Genomic DNA, 21,784 nt, shown 5'->3' with positions numbered 1-21,784 from the left:
GAGAGGGTTTAAAACTGCCCTCTACTTTAAAAAAAATACAGAATAAAAAATGATATTTGTCTATAATAACTCCATTACATGTAAAAATTTTTTATGTAGAAATGAAGAGCTTAGCTCGCTGAAATTATAGTATTTGGCGTTCATAAAATAAATCATTCAAAAGGAAAACTATCAATGAAACCAACAAAAAAAGCTCAAGATCAACATGATTTACTCTTTCCTGGACATGTCTCAACATTGGCTGTAACGGATCCAGAATTGATCGAAGTATTCGATAATTTTGCTTTTGATGAAGTTGTCGCACATGATGATTTAGATATAAAATTAAGAGTGATGGTCCAATTAGCCTCTATGATTGCTTCTCAAGCACTAAGCGAATACCGCGTGATGTTAGGGGCTGCTCTCAATGTGGGTATAACGCCTGTTGAGATTAAAGAGATTGTTTATCAAGCTGTGCCGTATGTGGGTATGGCAAAGGTTTTTGATAGCCTTCGTATTACCAATGAAGTTTTGACGGAAAAAGGAATTTCTTTACCACTCCCACTACAATCTACAACTACTCCTGAAAATAGGGAACAAAAAGGCTATGCAGTTCAAGAGCAGATTATTGGAACGCAATTTATCGAAAGTCTCTATGCTACAGCACCTAAGGATTTGTTGCACATTCAGCATTACCTCTCCGGTAATTGCTTTGGTGATTATCTTACACGCACAGGCATTGATATTCCAACACGAGAGCTTCTTACATTAAGCATGCTTATTTCTCTTGGTGGGTGTGATGCACAAGTAAAAGGACATGTTGGTGCTAACCTTAATGTGGGGAATGATCGTGCTTTAATGATTAATGTGGTGACACAACTATTGCCTTTTATCGGCTATCCACGAACGCTCAACGGTTTGCAAGCAATTAATGAAGTGACTGCTTCTGCAAATGCCCAAAAAGCGTAATCATATATAAAAATTAAATGATTAAAAGGAGAATTCATTATGTTGCAACGTACTTGGCTTATTACAGGTGTTAGCAGTGGCTTTGGTCGCGAGCTAAGCCAACAACTACTTGAACGTGGTGATCGTGTTATCGGTACGGTACGCGATACAAAGAAGATTGATGATCTTATCAAGCGTTATCCAGAGACTTTTAAAGTTGAAATACTGGATGTGACCGATACAAAGGCGGTGCATGAAATTGTTGACCAATCATTTGCACAGTTTGGACGTATTGATGTGATCATTAGTAATGCAGGTTATGGTTTATTTGGAGCAGGGGAAGAGCTTACTGACATACAAGTTTCGCATATCATTGCGACCAATTTAACAGGCTCAATTCAGCTGATTCGCTCAGCTCTTCCTCATCTTCGAGCACAAGGTGGCGGTCGTGTGATTCAGATTTCATCGTATGGCGGACAGGTTGCTTTTGCAGGCAATTCGCTTTATCATGCGACTAAATGGGGTATTGAAGGTTTTGTTGAATCGGTTGCGCAAGAGGTAGCTTCTTTTGGAATCGGTATGACAATTATTGAACCAGGAGGTGCACGCACCGAGTTTCGTTATGGCAGTGCACAAGTAGCTACCTTGATGCCTGAGTATGATGCAACACCGGCGCATGCATTTTTAAAGATGCTAGATCCTGCAAATGGTTTGGCACCAGGAGACCCTGCACGCATGGCAACGCGGATTATTGAAAGTGTTGATGTTGAGCCTGCTCCTTTGCGTATGGTGTTAGGTTCTCAAGCATTGGAGGGTACGATTGCAACATTGAAAAAACGGCTGAGTGCCTTTGAAGCTCAAAAAGAGCTTGCAGCATCGACTGATTTGCCAGCCGGTAAGTAATCCATTAAGGATCGTAAAATGACTACAAATGATTTAAGTACTGGCATTATTTTTCCTATTGGCGAAAAATTTGAAAGTGATAATTTTAAAGGAACCGTGTGGCTTAAAATGCTCACCATTGCAGGTTCAGGGTGTCCTATTGGCAATGTAACGTTTGAGCCAGGATGTCGCAACCGATGGCACAAACATGCAGGCGGTCAAATTTTACTTATAACGGGTGGAAGAGGCTATTATCAAGAGTGGGGAAAACCTGCTAAAGAACTTCATTCAGGTGATGTTGTTGAAATTCCTGCAGATGTTAAACATTGGCATGGTGCGGCTAAAGACAGTTGGTTTTCACATCTTGCGATTGAGATTCATCCTGAAAAAGGACCAGCCAGATGGCTGGAACATGTTGAGGATAAAGAGTACAATCAATTAAAATAATCATTATGAGTGAAAGAGAGTAGTAGGTAAAAGCATGGGAGCATTGGAACAATTTCTTGGTTTATTCATCGCGGCTGTTATATTGGCGGCACTTGCCCGACGTCTTGGAGCACCTTATCCTGTTTTTCTTGCACTTGGCGGTGCAGCACTTGCATTTTTGCCTGGAGCACCGCTGCTATCCATTCCTCCAGAACTCATTTTGGCACTTTTTGTAGCACCTGTTTTACTGGATGCAGCTTATGATGCTTCACTCCGTGATCTTAAAGATAATTGGTTTCCTGTAATGTGTTTGGTCATATTTGCTGTTGGAATTACAACAATGGCAGTTGCGATTGTTGTTCATCTAATGATCCCATCGATGCCATGGGCTGTAGCAATTGCACTTGGTGCAATTGTATCTCCACCCGATGCGGTAGCCGCAACAGCGGTACTTCGACCGTTACATACACCGCATCGTATCTTGACAGTCCTTGAAGGAGAAAGTCTATTAAACGATGCCAGCTCGCTTTTAATTTACCGCTTAGCTGTGGGTGCAGTCATAGCAAATAGCTTTACAGTTTCTGAAGTAGCACCAGTTTTTTTATTAGCAGTAGCAGGTAGTCTGATTGCAGGTCTTGCATTGGGGTGGTTAACATTGCGTGTCATGGAGCATATTGAACATATTCCAACTGCTATTATCCTTCAATTTGTATGTGCTATTGGGGTATGGATTCTCGCTGAAGATCTTGGGCTGTCTGCGGTACTCACGACCGTATCTTATGCTATTGCTATGGCACGGACTGCTCCATATAGGATTTCGGCTGAAACACGTATTTCTACGAATGTTGTATGGCAAACAGTTGTTTTTGCTCTGAATATTTTTGCATTTATTTTTATTGGTTTACAAATGAGACCTATTTTAGGAAGTTTAATAGATGCAGAGCGCACACACTATTTGATTATAGCGACTGTTGTACTTTTAACTGTCATTATTGTGCGTCCTCTTTTACACATGCCTTTTAATCTATTTGCAAGATGGCGGGAACGTCAAATAGGTTTTAATCCTCCTCGTCCCATGTTACGATCTACGATTCAAGGCGGTATAGTTATTTCATGGGCAGGTATGCGTGGTATTGTTTCATTATCTGCTGCTATGGCATTACCTTCAGAGTTTCCATATCGTGACTTAATTCTTATAACGACATTTGCCGTTGTATTTGGTACATTAGTTATTCAAGGGCTGACACTGAAGCCGTTGATGAAAGTCTTCAATTTTCATGATGATAATCATGTCTGCCATGAAGTGGGTATTGCGCGTAAAGCTATTTTACATTTAGTCTCCACACAGCTTGAAAATGATCGTTCGCCTAGGGCTGAAGAAGTTCGTCAAAAATTTGTCACATTTTTTAAAATCGATACAGATTTTGACAATACAACTAATGAGCAGTTACAACATGTCATCCAATCAGCTCGAAAGACTATATTATCCATGCGAGATAACGAAGAGATCGGAGATGATGCTTTTCATTATGTTGAAGAAGAGTTAGATGGCCTTGAAATAGCATGGAGTAATCAAAATATATAAATTCAATTTTTGCACATAGATTCTAGTGAAAATACCAGTGATTGCAATAGATAGCTTATGTAAGAATCCTTTTTTAGGCGTGCTCTTAGAAATATATATCTTAAAAATTCTCATTCAAGACAACTTCATTAGCTCCGTTCCATTATCAATTCTTTAAAACTTGGAAAAGTGAAGTTCATACGTTTATGTGTGCACAACGAACAGATGGTTTTATTTCAACTTATATCTCTTTTATTCTTCAAAAAATTCGTAGAAATAGGCAATATTTAGGGAGAATTATTCTACTGGAAATACCTTCATTTTTTCTATAATTTATAACATCATATAAGAGAAATATCAATCAAGAGCTCCTAAAAATAGCCATTTCTCACATCTATTTTTGAAATATATTTGATTGGTTTTCTTTCTTGATCTCTTCATTTAAACACTCATATAATCATCGTTAATTCAGGGGAATTCATATGGAAAATATAGGAAGTTTTATTAATATTAAAAGTCATGATTTTTATTTTAATGGTTGCTCTTTATGCGAAGGAATTTGTTGCAATGGTGCTAAGGGGTCTGCTGCATCGCCGCTTATATTAGAAGATTTTGAAGCAGTGTATAAAAATTTCCCAATCATGTTTAGTGTCAACGGTGAAGAGCTGGTCGTCTATGTTCTGCTTAATGATGGAAAGGGGCATTGTAAATACTATATTGATCATAAGTGTAGTATTTATGATCAAAGAACACCAGCTTGTAAGCTTTATCCAATTAGTCCTTATTTTGAGCACATTCTTGTGGATACAGGATGTCCTGCCATTAGTTTTGAAAGTGGTAAATTACTCTGTAAAGATGGTATGTTACAAAATGATTTTTATACGAAGAGGCTTGAAAATTTTGTAGAAAAACGAGAAGCAACAAAGGTTTTTTTAGAGAGTATTAAACGTGTAGAAAATTTTGAATATGTCGGTGAACTCTTAGGGTTACCATTGCTTAAGTATATTAAACCAAGTAATAACCCCTATATTCAAATGCATTTAGAATCACTAAAACATTTTTGGGTATGAGCCTTCTTCCATAAAAGGGAGATGCTTTTTTTAAATTTTATCTGGTGACAGACATAATCTCTCCTAAAAAAGGACTGATCATAGCTACTTTTTGCTCTTCTGTAATTTTAAGCGATTGTATAAAAGGATCTAACCAGTGGTGTGCGGAGAGTCTAAACATACTCCAGTGAATGGGGACAAAGAATTTAGCTTTGATGTCTTTTATAGCTTGAATGGTTTGCTCAGGCATCATATGCGCATAAAGCCATCGTTTGTCATACTGTCCATTTTCCATAAAGGCGATATCAAATGGTCCATATGTCAAGCCAATCTCTTTAAAATGTGGGCTGTATGCGGAATCTCCACTAAAAAATAATTTCTCATTTTTCCCTTTGATAACCCATGAAGCCCAAAGTGTTTTATTGTGTCCAAAGAGGCTTCTTCCTGAAAAATGATGTGCTGGTGTAGCGATAAAGTTGATAGAATCAATCTTATAAGATTCATGCCAATCCAACTCTGTTATTTTGGCCTCGGCTATTCCCCAATTGATTAAATAACGTTTTATACCAAGTGGAACCAAAAAATGTGTTTCTTGGGATTTGAAAAATTGAATACTTTTTTTATCCAAGTGATCATAGTGATCATGTGAAATGACAATCACATCAATAGATGGAAGTTCTTTGAGTTCTATTACGGGTGGTTGAAATCGTTTAAAAGTTCCCTTAATAGGTGAAGCATAGGTTGAGAACATGGGGTCAATAAGAATTTTTAGTCCATCCATTTTGATTAAAACTGTGGAGTGTCCAAACCAGATAAATTTAAGTGCATCACTGTTTTGATTAAATAGTTCAAGATTAGGTCTTATTTGTGGCATCTTTCGTTTAGGCGTTTTATAAGAAGCTTTATAAAGAATTTCATAAACAGCACGAAGACTTTGTGTCAATGTCATTTTGGGTATTTGAATTGGATAGAGATTGTGAAAGCGCTGTGTTTTGAGATCAAAATTTGATGTGTGCATTGTGTTTCTTTGTTGTGAATATAAAGGTGGTTTTTATATCAAAACCACCTTTCGTTATGTCCGATTATAAAGCGCTTGTTAGAATTTTGGTAATAGCCTCTTTCGTGTATAACTCTGGCATACCAAAATAGGTAGCATTTTCTGTTGCGTTATCAATCACAGCATCTAATGTATTGCGTGAAATATTCATCTGTGATAATTTGGTTGGTGTTCCAACTTTGTTAAACCACGCTTCCAGTGCATCAATGCCTTTGCTCGCATCATCAAGACCAAAAATCTTTTTTGCAAAACGAGTAAATTGAGCTTCATTTTTCACTTTATACCAACGCATCCATGCTGGCATAACTGTTGATAAGCCCGCACCATGAGGAACATTGCAGATGGCAGAAAGGGCGTGTTCAATCATGTGATTTGGATAACCAAATCCTGAAGTACCTACATAGGTTAAACCATTGAGTGCACACGTAGCAGCCCATGCAAATTCAGCTCTTGCATCATAATCTTTTGGGTCTTTGAGAAGTTTTTCAGTTGTTTCCATAACGGTTGTAATGATCGCTTCGACTTGCCTATTGATAATGTCTGGTTGAATGGTTGCTGTAAAATAGCCTTCAATACTGTGTGCAATAATATCAGAAGCGGAATAAACAAGATACTCTTTTGAAACAGAGTTTTGAAGCAAGGGATTGATAATCGAAACTTTTGGAAATAAAAACGGTGATTGAATCGCATATTTTTGTTTGGTAGCATCGTTGGTAACAACACCACCACAGTTCATCTCACTTCCCGTTGCGGCAAGTGTCATAATGTCAACAATAGGCAATGCTTTTTCAACAGCAGCTTTACCTAAAAAGAAGTCCCACACGTCACCATTGTATAAAGCACCTGCGGCAATCGCTTTGGAACTATCAAGCACAGAGCCACCACCAACGGAAAGAATAGCGTCCACTTTATTTGCTTTTGCTACGTTAATACCTTCGTACACTTTTGAAAGCAGAGGATTGCTCACAATGCCACCAAATTCGATAAATACGATATTAAACTCTTTTAAACTCTTCACGACAGTATCAAAAAGACCGTCTTTTTTAATACGTTCGCTACCGTAGGTTAGCAAAACTTTTTTAGCACCAATTACATGTAAATGTTTGCCGACCTCTTGCTCTTTTTCTTTGCCAAACTCAATTTGAGTTGGATTACAAAATGTAAAATTGTCCATTATTTTTCCTTTTTAATAAGATGGGTATCTATTTTTTATTCTGCGCCTTGCATCTTGCCGTTTAAGTAATTCTCAGGGTTATCGATAAAATTTGTATGCACTCTGTGTTCGGTACTTTTAGGTACACTAAGTCCATTTTGTTTTCCCAAATCGATGCATTTTAAAAGCCACGACATGTTCTTTCCAAGCGTTCGCATCGTTTGCATTCCTTCTAAATCATGCCTAGTATCTTCAGGCACGAGACCATGAACATTGTTCCAATACTGACTGGAAACGACGGGCATGTTATTGATGGTAAAGTATTTATTCATTACATCAAAACTAGCAGTGTTGCCTGAGCGTCTTGAGATAATTACAGAAGCACCTAGTTTGTACTCAAACGCCTGGTGCCCAGCAAAAAAAGCTCTGTCTAAAAACGATAAAATTCTACCTGTTGGATGTCCGTAATACACAGGGGTTCCAAAGATAAAACCATCACAGGTTTTTGCTTTTTCAATCACTTCATTAACAAGATCATCAAAAACACATTTACCCGTATCCTTACACCCAAAACAGCCACTGCAATCTCTTAGAGAAAGATTGCCCAGTTGGACAACTTCCGTCTCGATATTTTCTTTTTCCAATATTCCTGCAACTTCTTGTAGTGCAGTGTAGGTACACCCTTTTCTGTTAGAGCTACCATTTATCATTAAAACTTTCATTAATCGCCCTTGGTTAACTTATGCAGTATTATAGAATGAAAGAAGGGCGTGGTGGTAGAAAGATAATCCATAAAAGTTGTCTGATTCTGCAAATTTTTTAGGTTCATATTATGGTTTTTTCTTTTGGACGTACACTAAAGTATCTATAAAAAGAAATAGAGCTTTTGTCCATTTTTGTACAGATTGTGTCAGAATAACTAAGGCGATCATCAGAATCACATCATCCATCAATATTTTCCATCCCGCTTGTTCGTTATCCCAAAATTCAAAAGCAAATGTCATAAAAAGCTTTGAGAGAATATCCCTTTGAATAAATACCCATCCTGCATAAAAGATAACCAGTAGAGAAAAAATTGCAGAGAGTTGACGTGGTAGTATGAAGTTCAGGTTAATAACTCTGGCTAAAATTTTTCTAAACAGCACCCAAAATCGTTGCCAATGAATCCCTAAATGAATGAAACAGAAAATAACAAACCAATAAGCAGAAGTTGTATGAATTTGACGCAACATAAGTGTGCTTTTAAATCCTAAGAAAGAAAAAAGTGATTTAGAAATCATAAAACTACTAAGGATCAATGAGCCAAAACTAACTAAAAGTAGTAGAATGATAACGGTATTAAAGACTCTTTGAACACGGTTTCTTTGTTTAAAAAAAGAGCCATACCAATGTATGTTTAAAAAGGTATGGCTTCCTAGAAAGAGGATGATGGCCAAACCTATTATTTCATGAATGATATTACCCGTTATTTTGTTGAGAAGCGAGAAAGGGATGAGTCCAAGCAAAAAGAGATTGGTATATAATCGAACAAGTGGTTGATGTAAGAACATAACTAGCGTTACTTTTTGACTAAATGGAGTTCATTGAGCCATGATGTGATCTCTTTTTTAGTATTATCAGACTGAACACTTCTTCCTCTAATTGCCAATCCTTTGAGAAATGTTGCTTTTGGATTGAGTGCTTTTAAATCTGATAAACTATTGCCAAAATAACTCCCTTCATGTGTCGAAAAAGGAATAAGCGTTTTTCCTGCAAAATTGTTTTCTTCGAAAAAAGTAAACAGAGCCATAGGAAGAGTCCCCCACCAATTAGGATAGCCTATGAAAAAAAGATCATAATCATTCAGATTGGTGAGCGTAGCAGTTAATTGAGGTCTGAAATTTGTTTTTTGCTCTTTTTTAGCAACATCGACAACACTGTCATAATCTTCTGGATATATATTAACCGTTTTAATTTCGTATAAATCGCCACCTGTTTGTGCTTGAATCTCTTTCGCAATAACCCGTGTATTGCCTGAATGTGAAAAATAGACAATCAAAGTTTTTGTGTTCGGTATCGATTCACTTGCAAACAGTTTATTTGGTAATAATGAACTTGCAGCTAATGTTGCACTTGCTATCAAAAAATTTCGACGTTTATTGGTATATGAAGAACCCATTTCTAACTCCTACTATAAGTATGAAAACATAGAAATTATAGTGGCATTGTCTCTTTGGGTGGTAGAACGATTATGTATGATGATTGCCAGATTCTGCAAAGTTTTTTACATGTAAAGCTTTACATGTAAAAAACAATAGGCAGTCATTGCAGTGGAGGAATTAAGCGATATCTTCTGTATCTTCATGAATGGTTTTGGCATAAGTTTTAGGTGGAAGCCCAAACATACGAGCGTATTCTCTACTAAACTGTGATGGACTTTCATATCCAACGGCGAAAGCAACTTCAGTAGCTTCAAGGTCTTGGGTTAAAAGTATACGTCTTGCTTCTTCAAGTCGGAGCGTTTTTTGAAATTGTAGAGGACTTAACATCGTTACTTTTTTGAAATTGTGATACAGCGAAGATTCGCTCATACCATATGCTTTTGCAAGCTCTTTCATGTTGATATTCTCTGCAAAGTCTTGTTTAATTTTTGAGATTACTTTAACGATTTGTTGAACAATACTTCCATCCATTAAATACTTTCTTAGAAAATTGCCTCCTTTGTCATTAATAACATGGTATAAAATTTCTTTGATAATCATAGGTGCCATAAATTTAATATTATTGGGAGTATCCAGTAAACGCACTAAGCGTGTGATTGGGTCTATCACTTGTGTACTCATATCTCCAAAACAAAGGCCAAGTTCAGGCGTTGGATTTGGGGTAAGTGATTTATTAAGAGCTTCTTTCATCACCTCAAAAATATCTTCCATTGTAAATGTAAGTTTTAAAGAGATGTAAGGTTTCTCGTTAGAGGCTTCCATAATGCGTACACGTGTAGGCATATGTACTGAAGCTAAAAGGTAACGAGAAGGATCATAACTATAGTTCTCATCACCAAGAATCAAAGCTTTTGATCCTTGCAGTACGAGGCATAATGATGGCTCATAGATAACGGTTGCAAACTCAGTCGTAGAAGATGAACGATAAAAGCTGAGTGAGGGGATGACTGTTTTGATGGCTCCATCTTCCTCGCGTTTTGCTTCAATTCTCTTGATGAGTTCAGCTCTGTATGCTTCAAAAAGTGCATCCATATTTTTTCCTTTATTTTTTTAATTATAGCATTTGCAGAGAATGAGAGTATTTTTTGATTGTAAAAAGCAATATCCCAATAGCAAAAAGAACAAAAATACTGCCAACACCACTGAGCGTGATGATGGGGAAGTGGCTAATTGTAACACCTCCTAACCCAGCACCTAAGGCAAAGCCAAGCTGAATGAAAGAACTATTGAGACTAATCATTATTCCCATAGCTTTAGGTGCAATAGACGCTAAATTAATACTCTGTGCTGGACCGAATGTCCAAGAAGCACATACCCAAATGAATAGCAAAATGGATGTTAAGAGTAGAGAACGAGAGGTAAAATAGAGTCCCAGAAGTGTTAAAAGATGAAGTGTCATGCTTCCCAAAAGTGTTTTAAACGTGCCAATACGATCTGCTAAAACACCTGCTAGTTTTGAGCCTATTAAACTGGCAATGCCAAAGAGTAATAGAATGCTACTCATCTCTGTTTCGCTTACGGTTCGAATAGAAGCTAAAAATGGTGTAATATACGTGTAGATCATTGAATAGCTTACGAAAACAAGGAATGAAATACCAAGAGCACTAATCACTTTGGTCTGCTTTAATAAAACAAGTTGCTCTTTGAGTGGTATAGGTGTTTCCGTAATAGCTTTAGGCATCGTGCGTATGACAAAGAATAGACAAACAATACTAAGACCAGCAATAAGCCAAAAAATAGCTTGCCAATTATAAGCTGCAGTGATGAGACGACCAAGAGGCACTCCAAAAACTAAAGCAATGCTAAACCCCATAGCAATATTGGACATTGCCTTCCCTTTACCACCAGCAGGAGCAAGTTTTGCACTCATAGCATAGGCAGTAGCGACAAATACGCCTGCTCCGATACCAACAATGGCGCGCGAGATAACAATAAAAAGATAGTTATTCCATACCAGCATCGCAAAAACCCCAATAATAAACACAACTAATGAGAGTAAAAGTTGAGATCTTTGATCCATCTTGGCTGTCAACATCATGATAATAGGTGTTCCAATAGCACTTGCTAAAGCATATATACTAACCAATTGTCCTGCTTGTGAAACAGTAATACTTAAAGATGTAGCGATTTGATCAAGAACACCCACAATAATAAATTGGGATGTTCCTAATAGAAAACTAATAAAGGCTAGAAGATATATTTTATATCGATTATTCATGTATTAAACATTTTTACCAAAAGTATAGGCTTCACTCATCGCAGGTTTGCCTTTGATGTCACCCATTTGCCAAGCGCCCGTTCCATAGACAATTCCTTTTTCTTTAGGGGTGCTCAAACAGTAGGTAAAGCCACGGAACTCCTCAATGGTTCTCTGCATCAAAGCATGACTGCCATCGGCTGCGGCCACGATAAAATAAAACTCTTTATTGCTAATCTCTTGGTACCTCGCACACGTACGATCAATGAGTGTTTTCATCTGTCCGTTCATCGTGTAAAAATAGACAGGTGTTGCCATTACAATAACATCCGCTTCAACCATTTTTTCTAATATTTCGCTCATATCGTCTTTTTGAGAACAAGGCTTGCCTCCAAAACAGACACCACAGCCTGTACAGTAACCAATCGTTTTATTTTTTAAAAATATCTTCTCAGCCTTATGCCCAGCTTCACGTGAGCCTTTTAAAAATTCATCACATAAAAGATCCGAATTGCCTCCTTTGCGTGGACTTGCTGAGAGAATTAAAACTTTTTTTGACATAGCGTATCCTTTTTATTTTCTATTTTTGAGTACAAGCATTAAAACATCATGAGCACTTTGTGCTTCTGCGATACCAACTTCTTTTTGAAGCACGGCAATAAACTCTTCTAATTGCTCTTTTGTAAGCCCCGTATTGAGTGCAATCCCAAGATGCGCTTGAAGTTGTGGCGCTGTTCCCATCATGGAAGCAAGGGCTGAGATAGTTACCAACTCTCTTTCTTGATGGGTTAAAATATCACGGGAAAAAATGTCCGCAAAAAGGTGCTCTTTTAAAAACGTATCGATGGCGGGCGTGAACAGTTGGTATCCTGAAGGTGCTGGAATCTCTTTTTGACCAAGCAATTCAGCTCTTACGCGCGCACCGTATTCATCTTTGTTCAAATGAGCGGGTAATGGAGTCGCCTCTTTCCCCATGATGTCTTTTATACCTTTTGCTTGGCGTTCATTCATCACCGTCATAAATGTATTGATACCATTTAGGCTCCGTGGGAAACCTGTATAGGCATACAGATGTACTAAAATTTCTTTAATCTCATTGACACTAAGACCTGCATCTAAGCCTTTAACAAGAGCAGGTTTGAGCTTTTCAAGGTCTCCATTGGCTGTCAATGCTGAAATGGTAATAATGCTTTTTTGTCTTGATGTTAATGTTATATCTGACATCTCTTTTGCCTCCATAAATAGTGTGAACCCACTAAATACGATAGCTAAAATAATCCATAGCGATTGCTTCATTATTTTTCCTTCTTCGTAATTAGTATTGATGTAAGTGTGCCGAATCTATCATCAAAACACCCGTAGTCTTTGGCACTTCCACACGTAAAGCATTGGCTACTTTCGTTGCTTCTATCGCCCTGAAGGCTTTGGGCAGAAATGGGTTGAACAGCTTGGCAAGAGCAATGGAAATTTCTTCACCCCTACGTGTAGGTTGACCTAAGGATTTTCGATCTCCTAGCAAAATGGATGGTCTGACTATGACCAAACCTTCGGGCTTTAACGCTTTCAGGGCATCTTCGAGTTGCCCTTTTATCTGAGGATAAAAACTGTTGGAATGAGCATCTGCTCCGATGGAGCTGACAACACCTATCTTCTTCGCTCCTGCTACTAATGCTGCTTTTGCTACGGCTAGATTATACGTAAAATCTACCTTTGAAAACGCCTCTTTACTTCCCGCAACCTTAATGGTCGTTCCCAGTGCCAAATAGACTTCATCAAGGGGTGGCAAAGTAGGTAGTGCATCAAAATTAACGTGAATGAACGTTAGCTTTTCATGCGAAATAGTTAAGGGTTTTCTGCCCAACGCATAAACTTTTTCAATCGCTGGATCGGTTAATAAGCTATTGAGTAAATGACTACCAACCAAACCCGTAGCACCTGCAATAGCGACTGTTCTTCTCATAAGTGTTGTCCTCTCAATTGATTTAAGATTTATAGTTGCTTAGCCACTTAACCATTGCTGGGTCACGATGGTCAAAAAAGCTACTCTTTTTTTGGTCAAGTGCGACAATGTCTTGCATCTCTTGCTCTGTCAATTCAAAATCAAAAATGGCGAAGTTTTCAGCCATTCTTTCTTTGCGAATTGATTTAGGAATGGCGACAATATTGCGTTGCATCAACCAGCGTAAAACAATTTGCGCAATGGATTTACCATGATTTTTTGCAATGGAGGCGAGAAGCTCATTTTGGAAGATGTCGTTTTTCCCCTCAGCAAAAGGTCCCCACGATTGCATTTGAATGTCATACGCTTGCATCACCGTTTGCGCTTCTTGTTGTTGATGAAAGGGGTGTGCTTCGATTTGATTGAGCATGGGTGCTATTTCATTATACAGAGCAAGGTCGACGAGTCTATCTGGCGCAAAATTACAAACACCGATGGCTTTGATAAGCCCCTCTTTATAGAGCTCTTCCATCGCTCTCCACGAACCGTAAACATCATTAAAAGGTTGATGAATCAGATACAAATCAAGATAATCCAATCCTAATTTTTTTAAAGAGGTGAAAAACGCTTTTTTGGTTTTTTCATAACCCGCATCACTGATCCAGAGTTTCGTTGTAATAAAAAGCTCTTCACGTGCAATAGGACTTGTTTTAAGAGCATTCCCTATAGCTTCTTCATTTTGATACGCCGTTGCTGTATCAAATAAGCGGTATCCCACTTCCAAGGCTTCATTTACAGAAGCTTCACATTGTTTTAAATCGGGGATTTGAAAAACACCAAATCCAAGTTGAGGCATTTGAATGCCATTTTTTAATATTACATAGTTCATGTCTTTTCCTTATAAAATATTTAGTAACTTAGCCCTTTCTGGTCTAAAAAATTAGCCATAAGTTGGGCAATTACTTTGTTGTTTAAATCTGAAAATGGAAAATGAGTATTTCCATAAATACCAATTTCGGGCAAATGTACGAGTGTGACATCGCCTCCATGACGATTGACCGTATCCGCCCATAACCGAGCCATTTCCAAGCGTACTCGCCATTGATCTTGCGCTGGGTTATCTATGGGCTTGTCGGGAATGTTGTCACCATAATAGATAATAATTGGGATCTTCGTTAATTTCATAAAGTCAGTTAATGGGATGCGTTCTCCCGTGAGTGTTCCACCTGAACTAGGCTTTGGAGCGGGAACCTCACCTTCTGGGAAGATGAAACCACTGCCTGGTTCATAAGCAACCACTGCACGAATTTTTGGATTTTTTATCACGGCTTGCCATCCCATACCACCACTGTGTGAATGGGTTACAAGAATACCATTACCAACTTTATCAAAGAGTGCAGATACAGCTTTGACATTTATAGCAATATCTATGGAACCTGTATCGGGGGTCATTTGGCGAAAGTATTGATTGAGCGCTTCTGGATCACGAGAAAACTGAACGCCATCAAAAAAATGAGGCCAAATTCCGACACGAAAAATATCGAACCATTTTTGTTCATCAGGTGTTGGCGCGATGGTTATCGGCTGTGTACTTCGTCCTGCATTGCCACGCCTTGGTTGGTCGAGTAAGTATATAGTGTAGTTTTGCCTTAAAAAAAGATTTTGAAATCCTTCTCGGCCATCGGGTGTGCTCTCCCATGTCTTTGAAAATTGACCATATCCATGCCAAAAGATAAGAGGCAATTTTCGGTGGTTTTCGGGAATTTGATAAAAAACATACGCGTGGTCTGCATGAATGGTTTGTCCTTCTGGCGTCATTTTAATGGGGTCAAATACTCCTGCATTATTGATAACAGAACCACCTACGGTGAAACTTCCTTGTTCATGTATTACCATTGGTGAAAGCGTGTCATTATGCTCTGAAACAGCGCAAGCAGAAAAGCTTATACTAATAAAAAACAAAGTTAGTGCAACGATTGTTTTTTTCAATATTGTTGTCATTACATCCCTCTTATTAGAGTGATTTTGCATAGAATTCTGTTAATTTAGTAATAGCTTGATTAACATATTCTGGTTTCCAATAGGTTTGTATATGGGTTGCTCCCTTGATTAAAAAGAGCTCTTTATTTTTTACATTATGTGCTTTTTCAAATGCCTCTAATGTCATGTATAAAGAATCAGCTTTATCGCCTGCTATCATAAGGAGTGGTTGATTGATAAGCTCCATATTAGTAGCCGCATCAAAACTCATCAAATCCAGTAAGCTGCTCATTGTGTATTTAAACGTTGAGTTTGGATGAGCATGTGTTTTAAAGTAATACTCAAACCCTTCGCGATACAAATCATAAGGTAACTTGGCGATTTGTTCATCCGTTGGGATAGTGTCTGCCACATACAAAATTTTACCGCCTGTAACTTCTTGTGCTCTCGCATCAGAGGCTTGCTGGAGTCGTTCTTGAATGGTTGCAATTTGTGAGTCCATAAAACCATTGCGTCTGACTAACCCAGAATTAAACATACTGAGTGTTGCAACTGAATGAAAGCGTTTATCGGTTTGCGCTGCTTTAAGGGCATAACCGCCGCCACCACAGATACCCAGTAACCCTAGACGATTTGTATCCACACCTGCATAATGAGTGATAAAATCAGCCATGCCATGAATGTCTTCAATTCTATTAGCGGGCTTATCGACGTTGCGCGGCATTCCACCGCTAGCACCTTGATACGCGGCGTCAGCAGCAATCGTAATATACCCTTTCTCGGCTAAACGCTGCGCATACAAGCCGGCTACTTGCTCTTTAACGCCACCGTTAGGATGTGCCACAACAACAGCTGGATACTTTTTGGAAGGATCATAGTTTGCTGGTGTGTAGACATTGGCGGCAATTTCAATGTCACCCAGTTTGTATGTCAGTGGATGAATGTTGATTTGACCTTTGATATTTTCTGTGATAGCTCCATTGTAAGTGAGTGTAAAAGGATTTTGTTTGTAGTCTGATGCCATAATTGCTTCTCCTGAAAGACTTAATATCGTTATAAGTGCCAACAATGCTGTTTTTATGCTATACATGTTTGCTCCTTTATTGTGCATTGTATTGCTCATCCGTGACTTTTTCAAGCCATTGAACACTTTTACCATCAAGCAATCCCGTAATGGCCATATGGGTCATAGAGGTTGTGGCGGTTGCTCCGTGCCAATGTTTAACACCCGGTGGACACCAGATAACATCGCCCGCTTTGACTTCAACTTTTGGTTTTCCCCACTCTTGTGTCCAACCCGTACCTGAAGTGACAACGAGATGCTGTCCTGAGGGATGAACATGCCAAAACGAACGTGCTCCTGGTTCAAACGTCACATAAGCACCTGAATAAGGAGCTGATTCTTTCGGTTTAAATAGATAATCCACATGAACATCACCTACAAAATACTCGGCTGAGCCTTTGATGGTAGGCTCACTCCCCGCATGTGTGATAGTTTGCGTTGGTTCTGCATACAAAGATAGACCACACAAGACGAGGAGAATTACATGTAAAAGGGTTTTCATCATCATCCTTTGTTAAGATTTCTTGACAAACTTATTTTCACGATCACTGTAACGCGGACCAATATTGGGGTATTGTTTAACAATCCCCTCAATGATGGCTAAATCAGAAGCGCTGAGTACCACATCCACAGCGCCTGCATTTTCTTCTAAATATTTACGCTTTTTAGTACCTGGAATTGGAATGATGTTATCACTTTGTACCATAACCCATGCAATAGCAAGCTGAGCAGGCGTGCAATTTTTGCTTGTAGCAAAGTCGCTAAATGCTGTAGATAATTTTTGATTATTTTCTAAATATTCACCATTGTAACGGGGTAAGTTTTTACGAAAATCATTATTCTCAAGTGTATTAACTTCAAGCTTATTGGTAATAAGGCCACGACTAAGCGGTGCAAAGGGTACAAACGTTACGCCTAGCTCTTTGGTAAGAGGAAGTATCTCTTTTTCGACATCGCGAGTGAGCAGAGAGTACTCACTTTGAAGTGCAGTGATGGGGTGAATCGCATAGGCTCTTTTAAGATCATCCGCGGTACATTCACTAAGCCCCAAATATTTCACTTTTCCCTCTTTGACCAGCTCAGCCACAGCACCTACGGTCTCTTCAACAGGAATGTTTGGGTCAATGCGATGCGCATAGTAAAGGTCAATGACATCAGTTTTGAGTCGTTTTAGACTAGCCTCAACAGCTTGTTTAATATATTTGGGCGAGCCGTCAATATAAATGTCACCACCGACAAAAGAATCACCTTCCTTACTACGCATGCGAAAACCAAACTTAGTAGCGAGAAAAATTTTGTCGCGATTTTCTACAAGCACTTTTGAAATGAGTTCTTCATTCACACCATTGGCATAAATATCAGCCGTATCCCAAAAATTGATACCAAGCTCTAAAGCACGATGTAGCGTTGCAAGGCTCTCTGCATCGTCTCTATCGCCATAAGCAGCGCTCATCCCCATACAGCCAAGTCCGATACTTGAAACTTTAGTGTCTGTTCTTCCCAGTGTTTTATAGTTCATTAAAGTTATCTCCATACAATTAGTTGTTGTATGAAATTATAGAATTATGTCCACTTTTACGATAGAACGATAGTGCACCATGATTGCCTAATTCTGCAAATATAAATATACTTATTTGTATTGAGCGTAGTATTATCATATTAGACAGAAAGTTTTTACAGATTATAAAAATAATTATATGTAGTATTTTATATTTAACGCATTAGGGCATGATTCACATTCTCAAACAGTTATAATTGTAGAAAATATACATAGAAAATTTCAAGTATTGCAGTCAATTTTTTAAGGGTTTATTTTGAAGTCTTTATACAGCACTATTCACTGTCGATCATGATATAGGAGTTTTATTCCCAAAATTAAATTCTATGGATATCATATAGAAATTAGACTGCCATCAAAAGTACAAAATTCTACAGAGATTTTTAAGTTGAAGATCGCCTTCTAGCCTTTAATTGAATTGGCGAGTGACTAAAACTGCACTTCGTTTAATAAGTCAATTATTTTTATAAAAAAAGTTGACTTGAAGACTAACTTTTTTGAACGATAGAAATATTTCGCAAATTAATTTTGTCAATACTGTTGTTGAGAAAATTACAAAAAGCCTATTTAAAGGGCGTTTTGAAGCATTTTGATTAATAATTTTTTTATAATTACTATGCTTTAATTATGCCATCTGTTAAATTTTTACTAGCAGGTAACGTATTGTGTTAAACAAACACAATGGAGGAAAATGAAAGAATGATCTAAGCTCCTTTTAGATCTTTAGAATTTAATTGTCAGAAGCATAGTTGGTATAGGTTTTAACTATATACCATGTCAAAAAAGTCTTCATGCATATTTTACGACATGAAGCAATATAATGTTTAACATAATGCGTTCATCAACAATAGGATTGTCGATGGATGTTGAACTTTTGGTTCAAAAATTGTTAGAAAAGTATAGCTATATGCTTACAAGAGAAGAGGTGGCAGAAGTGTTAAATATCAGCATATCAACGCTTGATAGAAGGCGTAAACAGTATCCAAAGCTGTTTCCACCTTTCAAAAAAATGGGTACTGGAGATCGTGCACCTGTGAAGTTCCCAGTACATGGTGTAGCTCAGTATTTGGTGCAAATACAGTAACCTCTATGAAAATAAGAAGAAAATCTTCCTATCGCTTCTTTTTGATCTTTGTAAAATCTAACTATTAATTAAAAAACAACACAAAAATTGATACAATATTTATCGCATATAGCATTTAGGGTAGAAATCTGAGAAATCCAAAAATGTGAGAGAGAAAAAAACCTCTAAAATAGGGGCTTTTGAGGAAAAAAAGAAACATGGTATTGATGATAGACAATTACGATAGTTTTACGTACAACATCGTTCAGTATTGCTTAGAACTAGGCGCTGATCTTAAAGTGATTCGCAATGATGAGCTGAGTGTTGAAGAGATTGAAGCATTGCATCCCGAAAAAATTATTATTTCTCCAGGTCCTGCAACACCTAATGAAGCGGGTGTCAGCCTTGAGGTGATTAAATATTTTGGTGGAAAAACCCCCATTTTAGGTATTTGCTTAGGACATCAAGCGATTGGACAAGCTTTTGGTGGAAAAGTGGTGCGTGCGAAGCGCATGATGCACGGGAAAACGTCTATTACAAAACAACTTCACAACAGCTGTCTGTTTGATGGTCTGCCTGAAACCTTTACAACAACGCGTTATCATTCTCTAACGGTTGAACAAGAAGGGCTTCCCGATGTAGTTGTTCCCACGGCGTACAGTACGGACGACCATGAAATTATGGCACTGCAAATAAAAGACAAACAAATCTATGGCGTACAGTTTCACCCAGAATCCATTTTAAGTGAACACGGACATGCCATTTTAAACAACTTCTTAAAACTATGAGAGAAAGACTTTTTTTACTTCTTATCCTTGTTATCAGTAGTGCATTACTCACCTATGGTGCGCAGAGCATTTCCATTAGCTACGATGAGGCGTATACTTTTTTCAATGGCAATGACCTCGTTCATTATCTTGCAGTATATTCGACACAGCTTTTAGGACAAAATGATTTTGCGCTTCGTTTGCCTTTTATCCTTTTACATTTAGCTTCCATTATTTTACTCTACAAGATTGGCAAACTTTTTTTAAAAAAACGAATTGATCGTATCGTTTCGGTTGCCATTTATGCCTTTTTGCCCGGGGTTAATGGCGTAGCGCTTTTAGTTAACAGTGGTATTGTCGTCATCTTCTTCAGCCTTTTATTTACGTATCTCTATCTTAAAGAATGGAAAGTAGCTTCTCATATTGTGCTGATCATATGTCTTTTTGTTGATAATTCCTTTGCTATTTTTTATATTGCATTGTTTGTGTATGCTCTGATGAAACGCAAAACAGATCTGCTTATTGTGACACTGATTTTATTTAGTGCTTCTATGTATCTGTATGGATTTGATACAGGTGGAAAACCTAGGGGCTATTTTATAGACACATTAGGTGTGTATGCAATTGTATTTTCTCCATTACTTTTCTTATATTTTGTCTATGCAATGTACCGCATTTTAATTAAAGAAGAAAAAAATCTTCTATGGTATATCTCTTTCTTTTCGTTGGTTGTTTCACTGCTTCTTTCGTTGCGCCAGAAGCTTTTGCTTGAAGATTTTGCTCCTTTTGTTGTACTCTCTGTCCCTTTGATGGTGAAAGTCTTTTTCAATAGCTATCGCGTAAGACTTCCTGCTTTTCGTAAATTGCATACATTTTTCTTTATCTTAGTGCTCATAACACTGTTTATCAACACAATGCTTAGTTTTTTCAATAAACCATTGTATGCTTTTATGAATGAGCCCTCTAAACATTTTGCAATTAACTATAATATTGCAAGAGAACTAGCCAATGAGTTGAAAGCAAGAGACATCCATAAAGTCATCACAAAAGATGATAAAATGGCACTCAGACTTAAATTTTACAACATAGAACGAGGTGGAGCGTATAAACTTATGAATCAAAAAGAGATAGAAGAAGGGTTTGAGCAGATCGATATTGCTTATTATGGTAAAACAGTGAGAACGTTTTATCTTTATCGTATAAATTAAAAAGAGGATGAGATGAAAAAAGCGTTTACGATGCTTGAATTGGTGTTTGTGAAAGTTGTCGTAGGCATTTTATCTTATTTTGTTTCCACAGGTTTTCAACGCAATCCTCTACGCGAAGCTGCTGACCAACTGGTGAGTCATATCCGCTATACACAACATCTTGCCATAATGGATGATAAATTTGATCCAAATGACCCTACATGGTATAGAAAAAGATGGCAAGTCGTTTTCAATTCAGATGCTAATACATATAATCTTTGGGCATATACTATTTTCTCAGATGGCAACAAAAATGGTAATCCAAATTTAACATTAAATGAAGTAGCAATTAACCCAACAGATCCTGCAAAATTTTTAACCGGAGGATATGCTGGGATTATTCTTTCAGATGGTGTTGGTGCTACACAAGAGATGAATTTAGGAAGAAAATATGGCATAACAGCTATTGCTTTTTCTGCTACATGTCAATTTGCAGGTAGTCAACGAGTCTCTTTCGATTATTTAGGTCGCCCGTTAAAAGGCGCTCCTAGTGGTTTTGGGGGTATCTATCAGGCTAATAGATTAATGACACAAGATTGCAATATAACACTAACAAATGGAGTGAATAATATTGTAATAACAGTGAAGCCAGAGACAGGGTATACATATATATCAGCACAGAACTAATTTCTTTATAATGGTGAGATATGTTTAATGTCTTTGTAAGGTGTAAGGATATATAATTTCGTCCTCGTTTGAGAAAGCGGGGTT

The 21,784-nt window shown here is 37.7% G+C and carries 24 protein-coding genes; 9 read left to right on the top strand and 15 right to left on the bottom strand.

Features of this window, described 5'->3' with window-relative positions; all coding sequences use genetic code 11:
* Positions 1-174 precede the first annotated feature (174 nt).
* The 5 genes from SJPD1_RS10450 to SJPD1_RS10430 all read left to right on the top strand — a co-directional run bounded on the left by SJPD1_RS10450 (position 175) and on the right by SJPD1_RS10430 (position 4,869).
* Positions 175-948 (top strand): carboxymuconolactone decarboxylase family protein, encoded by a 774-nt coding sequence (locus SJPD1_RS10450; protein WP_096047114.1) that lies wholly within the window; start codon positions 175-177, stop codon positions 946-948.
* 39 nt (positions 949-987) lie between these two features.
* The gene (locus tag SJPD1_RS10445) at positions 988-1,830 is read left to right on the top strand and encodes an SDR family oxidoreductase (protein ID WP_096047113.1); all 843 of its coding nucleotides are present in this window, start codon (positions 988-990) and stop codon (positions 1,828-1,830) included.
* Positions 1,831-1,848: 18 nt separating this feature from the next.
* Positions 1,849-2,256, top strand: a complete 408-nt coding sequence (locus tag SJPD1_RS10440; protein WP_096047112.1) for a cupin domain-containing protein — start codon at positions 1,849-1,851, stop codon at positions 2,254-2,256.
* Positions 2,257-2,338: 82 nt separating this feature from the next.
* Complete coding sequence (locus tag SJPD1_RS10435) at positions 2,339-3,820, top strand: cation:proton antiporter (protein ID WP_210394361.1); 1,482 nt, start codon at positions 2,339-2,341, stop codon at positions 3,818-3,820.
* Positions 3,821-4,281: 461 nt separating this feature from the next.
* Positions 4,282-4,869, top strand: a complete 588-nt coding sequence (locus SJPD1_RS10430; RefSeq protein WP_096047110.1) for a YkgJ family cysteine cluster protein — start codon at positions 4,282-4,284, stop codon at positions 4,867-4,869.
* Positions 4,870-4,906: 37 nt separating this feature from the next.
* Here the strand turns inward: SJPD1_RS10430 and SJPD1_RS10425 are convergent, their stop codons facing one another.
* The 15 genes from SJPD1_RS10425 to SJPD1_RS10355 form a co-directional block, all read right to left on the bottom strand.
* Positions 4,907-5,866, bottom strand: a complete 960-nt coding sequence (locus SJPD1_RS10425; protein ID WP_096047109.1) for an MBL fold metallo-hydrolase — start codon at positions 5,864-5,866, stop codon at positions 4,907-4,909.
* 64 nt (positions 5,867-5,930) lie between these two features.
* Complete coding sequence (locus tag SJPD1_RS10420; RefSeq protein WP_096047108.1) at positions 5,931-7,079, bottom strand: iron-containing alcohol dehydrogenase; 1,149 nt, start codon at positions 7,077-7,079, stop codon at positions 5,931-5,933.
* 35 nt (positions 7,080-7,114) lie between these two features.
* Positions 7,115-7,780, bottom strand: coding sequence for a flavodoxin family protein (locus SJPD1_RS10415; RefSeq protein WP_096047107.1), 666 nt, complete (start codon positions 7,778-7,780; stop codon positions 7,115-7,117).
* Positions 7,781-7,888: 108 nt separating this feature from the next.
* Positions 7,889-8,338: a DUF4405 domain-containing protein gene (locus SJPD1_RS14990; RefSeq protein ID WP_245391470.1), complete on the bottom strand. Its 450-nt coding sequence runs from the start codon at positions 8,336-8,338 to the stop codon at positions 7,889-7,891.
* Positions 8,339-8,616: 278 nt separating this feature from the next.
* Complete coding sequence (locus SJPD1_RS10405) at positions 8,617-9,216, bottom strand: flavodoxin (protein ID WP_096047105.1); 600 nt, start codon at positions 9,214-9,216, stop codon at positions 8,617-8,619.
* A gap of 160 nt (positions 9,217-9,376) precedes the next feature.
* Positions 9,377-10,291 (bottom strand): AraC family transcriptional regulator, encoded by a 915-nt coding sequence (locus SJPD1_RS10400; protein ID WP_096047104.1) that lies wholly within the window; start codon positions 10,289-10,291, stop codon positions 9,377-9,379.
* Positions 10,292-10,313: 22 nt separating this feature from the next.
* A complete protein-coding gene (locus SJPD1_RS10395) occupies positions 10,314-11,477 on the bottom strand; it encodes an MFS transporter (protein WP_096047103.1) in 1,164 nt (387 codons plus the stop codon).
* A gap of 3 nt (positions 11,478-11,480) precedes the next feature.
* Complete coding sequence (locus SJPD1_RS10390) at positions 11,481-12,017, bottom strand: flavodoxin family protein (protein WP_096047102.1); 537 nt, start codon at positions 12,015-12,017, stop codon at positions 11,481-11,483.
* 12 nt (positions 12,018-12,029) lie between these two features.
* Positions 12,030-12,752, bottom strand: coding sequence for a carboxymuconolactone decarboxylase family protein (locus tag SJPD1_RS10385; protein ID WP_096047101.1), 723 nt, complete (start codon positions 12,750-12,752; stop codon positions 12,030-12,032).
* Between the two features lie 19 nt (positions 12,753-12,771).
* A complete protein-coding gene (locus tag SJPD1_RS10380) occupies positions 12,772-13,416 on the bottom strand; it encodes an NAD-dependent epimerase/dehydratase family protein (RefSeq protein ID WP_096047100.1) in 645 nt (214 codons plus the stop codon).
* Positions 13,417-13,438: 22 nt separating this feature from the next.
* Positions 13,439-14,284, bottom strand: coding sequence for an aldo/keto reductase (locus tag SJPD1_RS10375; RefSeq protein WP_096047099.1), 846 nt, complete (start codon positions 14,282-14,284; stop codon positions 13,439-13,441).
* Between the two features lie 20 nt (positions 14,285-14,304).
* Positions 14,305-15,396, bottom strand: coding sequence for an alpha/beta hydrolase (locus SJPD1_RS10370; RefSeq protein WP_096047098.1), 1,092 nt, complete (start codon positions 15,394-15,396; stop codon positions 14,305-14,307).
* Between the two features lie 13 nt (positions 15,397-15,409).
* Positions 15,410-16,465: an alpha/beta hydrolase gene (locus tag SJPD1_RS10365; protein ID WP_168171355.1), complete on the bottom strand. Its 1,056-nt coding sequence runs from the start codon at positions 16,463-16,465 to the stop codon at positions 15,410-15,412.
* A 10-nt stretch (positions 16,466-16,475) separates the two neighbouring features.
* Complete coding sequence (locus tag SJPD1_RS10360) at positions 16,476-16,940, bottom strand: (R)-mandelonitrile lyase (RefSeq protein WP_096047096.1); 465 nt, start codon at positions 16,938-16,940, stop codon at positions 16,476-16,478.
* 12 nt (positions 16,941-16,952) lie between these two features.
* Positions 16,953-17,957: an aldo/keto reductase gene (locus SJPD1_RS10355; protein WP_096047095.1), complete on the bottom strand. Its 1,005-nt coding sequence runs from the start codon at positions 17,955-17,957 to the stop codon at positions 16,953-16,955.
* 898 nt (positions 17,958-18,855) lie between these two features.
* Here SJPD1_RS10355 and SJPD1_RS10350 point away from each other — a divergent pair.
* From SJPD1_RS10350 to SJPD1_RS10335, 4 genes are all read left to right on the top strand, one after another.
* A complete protein-coding gene (locus SJPD1_RS10350; RefSeq protein WP_096047094.1) occupies positions 18,856-19,080 on the top strand; it encodes a helix-turn-helix transcriptional regulator in 225 nt (74 codons plus the stop codon).
* A gap of 197 nt (positions 19,081-19,277) precedes the next feature.
* Complete coding sequence (locus SJPD1_RS10345) at positions 19,278-19,847, top strand: aminodeoxychorismate/anthranilate synthase component II (RefSeq protein WP_096047093.1); 570 nt, start codon at positions 19,278-19,280, stop codon at positions 19,845-19,847.
* Complete coding sequence (locus SJPD1_RS10340; protein WP_096047092.1) at positions 19,844-21,034, top strand: ArnT family glycosyltransferase; 1,191 nt, start codon at positions 19,844-19,846, stop codon at positions 21,032-21,034. Before SJPD1_RS10345 ends, SJPD1_RS10340 begins: the two co-directional genes overlap by 4 nt.
* Positions 21,035-21,046: 12 nt before the next feature.
* On the top strand, positions 21,047-21,700 hold the full coding sequence (locus tag SJPD1_RS10335; RefSeq protein ID WP_096047091.1) for a pilus assembly FimT family protein: 654 nt from the start codon (positions 21,047-21,049) through the stop codon (positions 21,698-21,700).
* Positions 21,701-21,784 lie beyond the last annotated feature (84 nt).

It is taken from the genome of Sulfurospirillum diekertiae (genome assembly GCF_002309535.1).
In the GTDB taxonomy this organism is placed as follows: Bacteria; Campylobacterota; Campylobacteria; order Campylobacterales; family Sulfurospirillaceae; genus Sulfurospirillum; species Sulfurospirillum diekertiae.
This window is presented reverse-complemented; position numbering and strand designations above follow the sequence as displayed.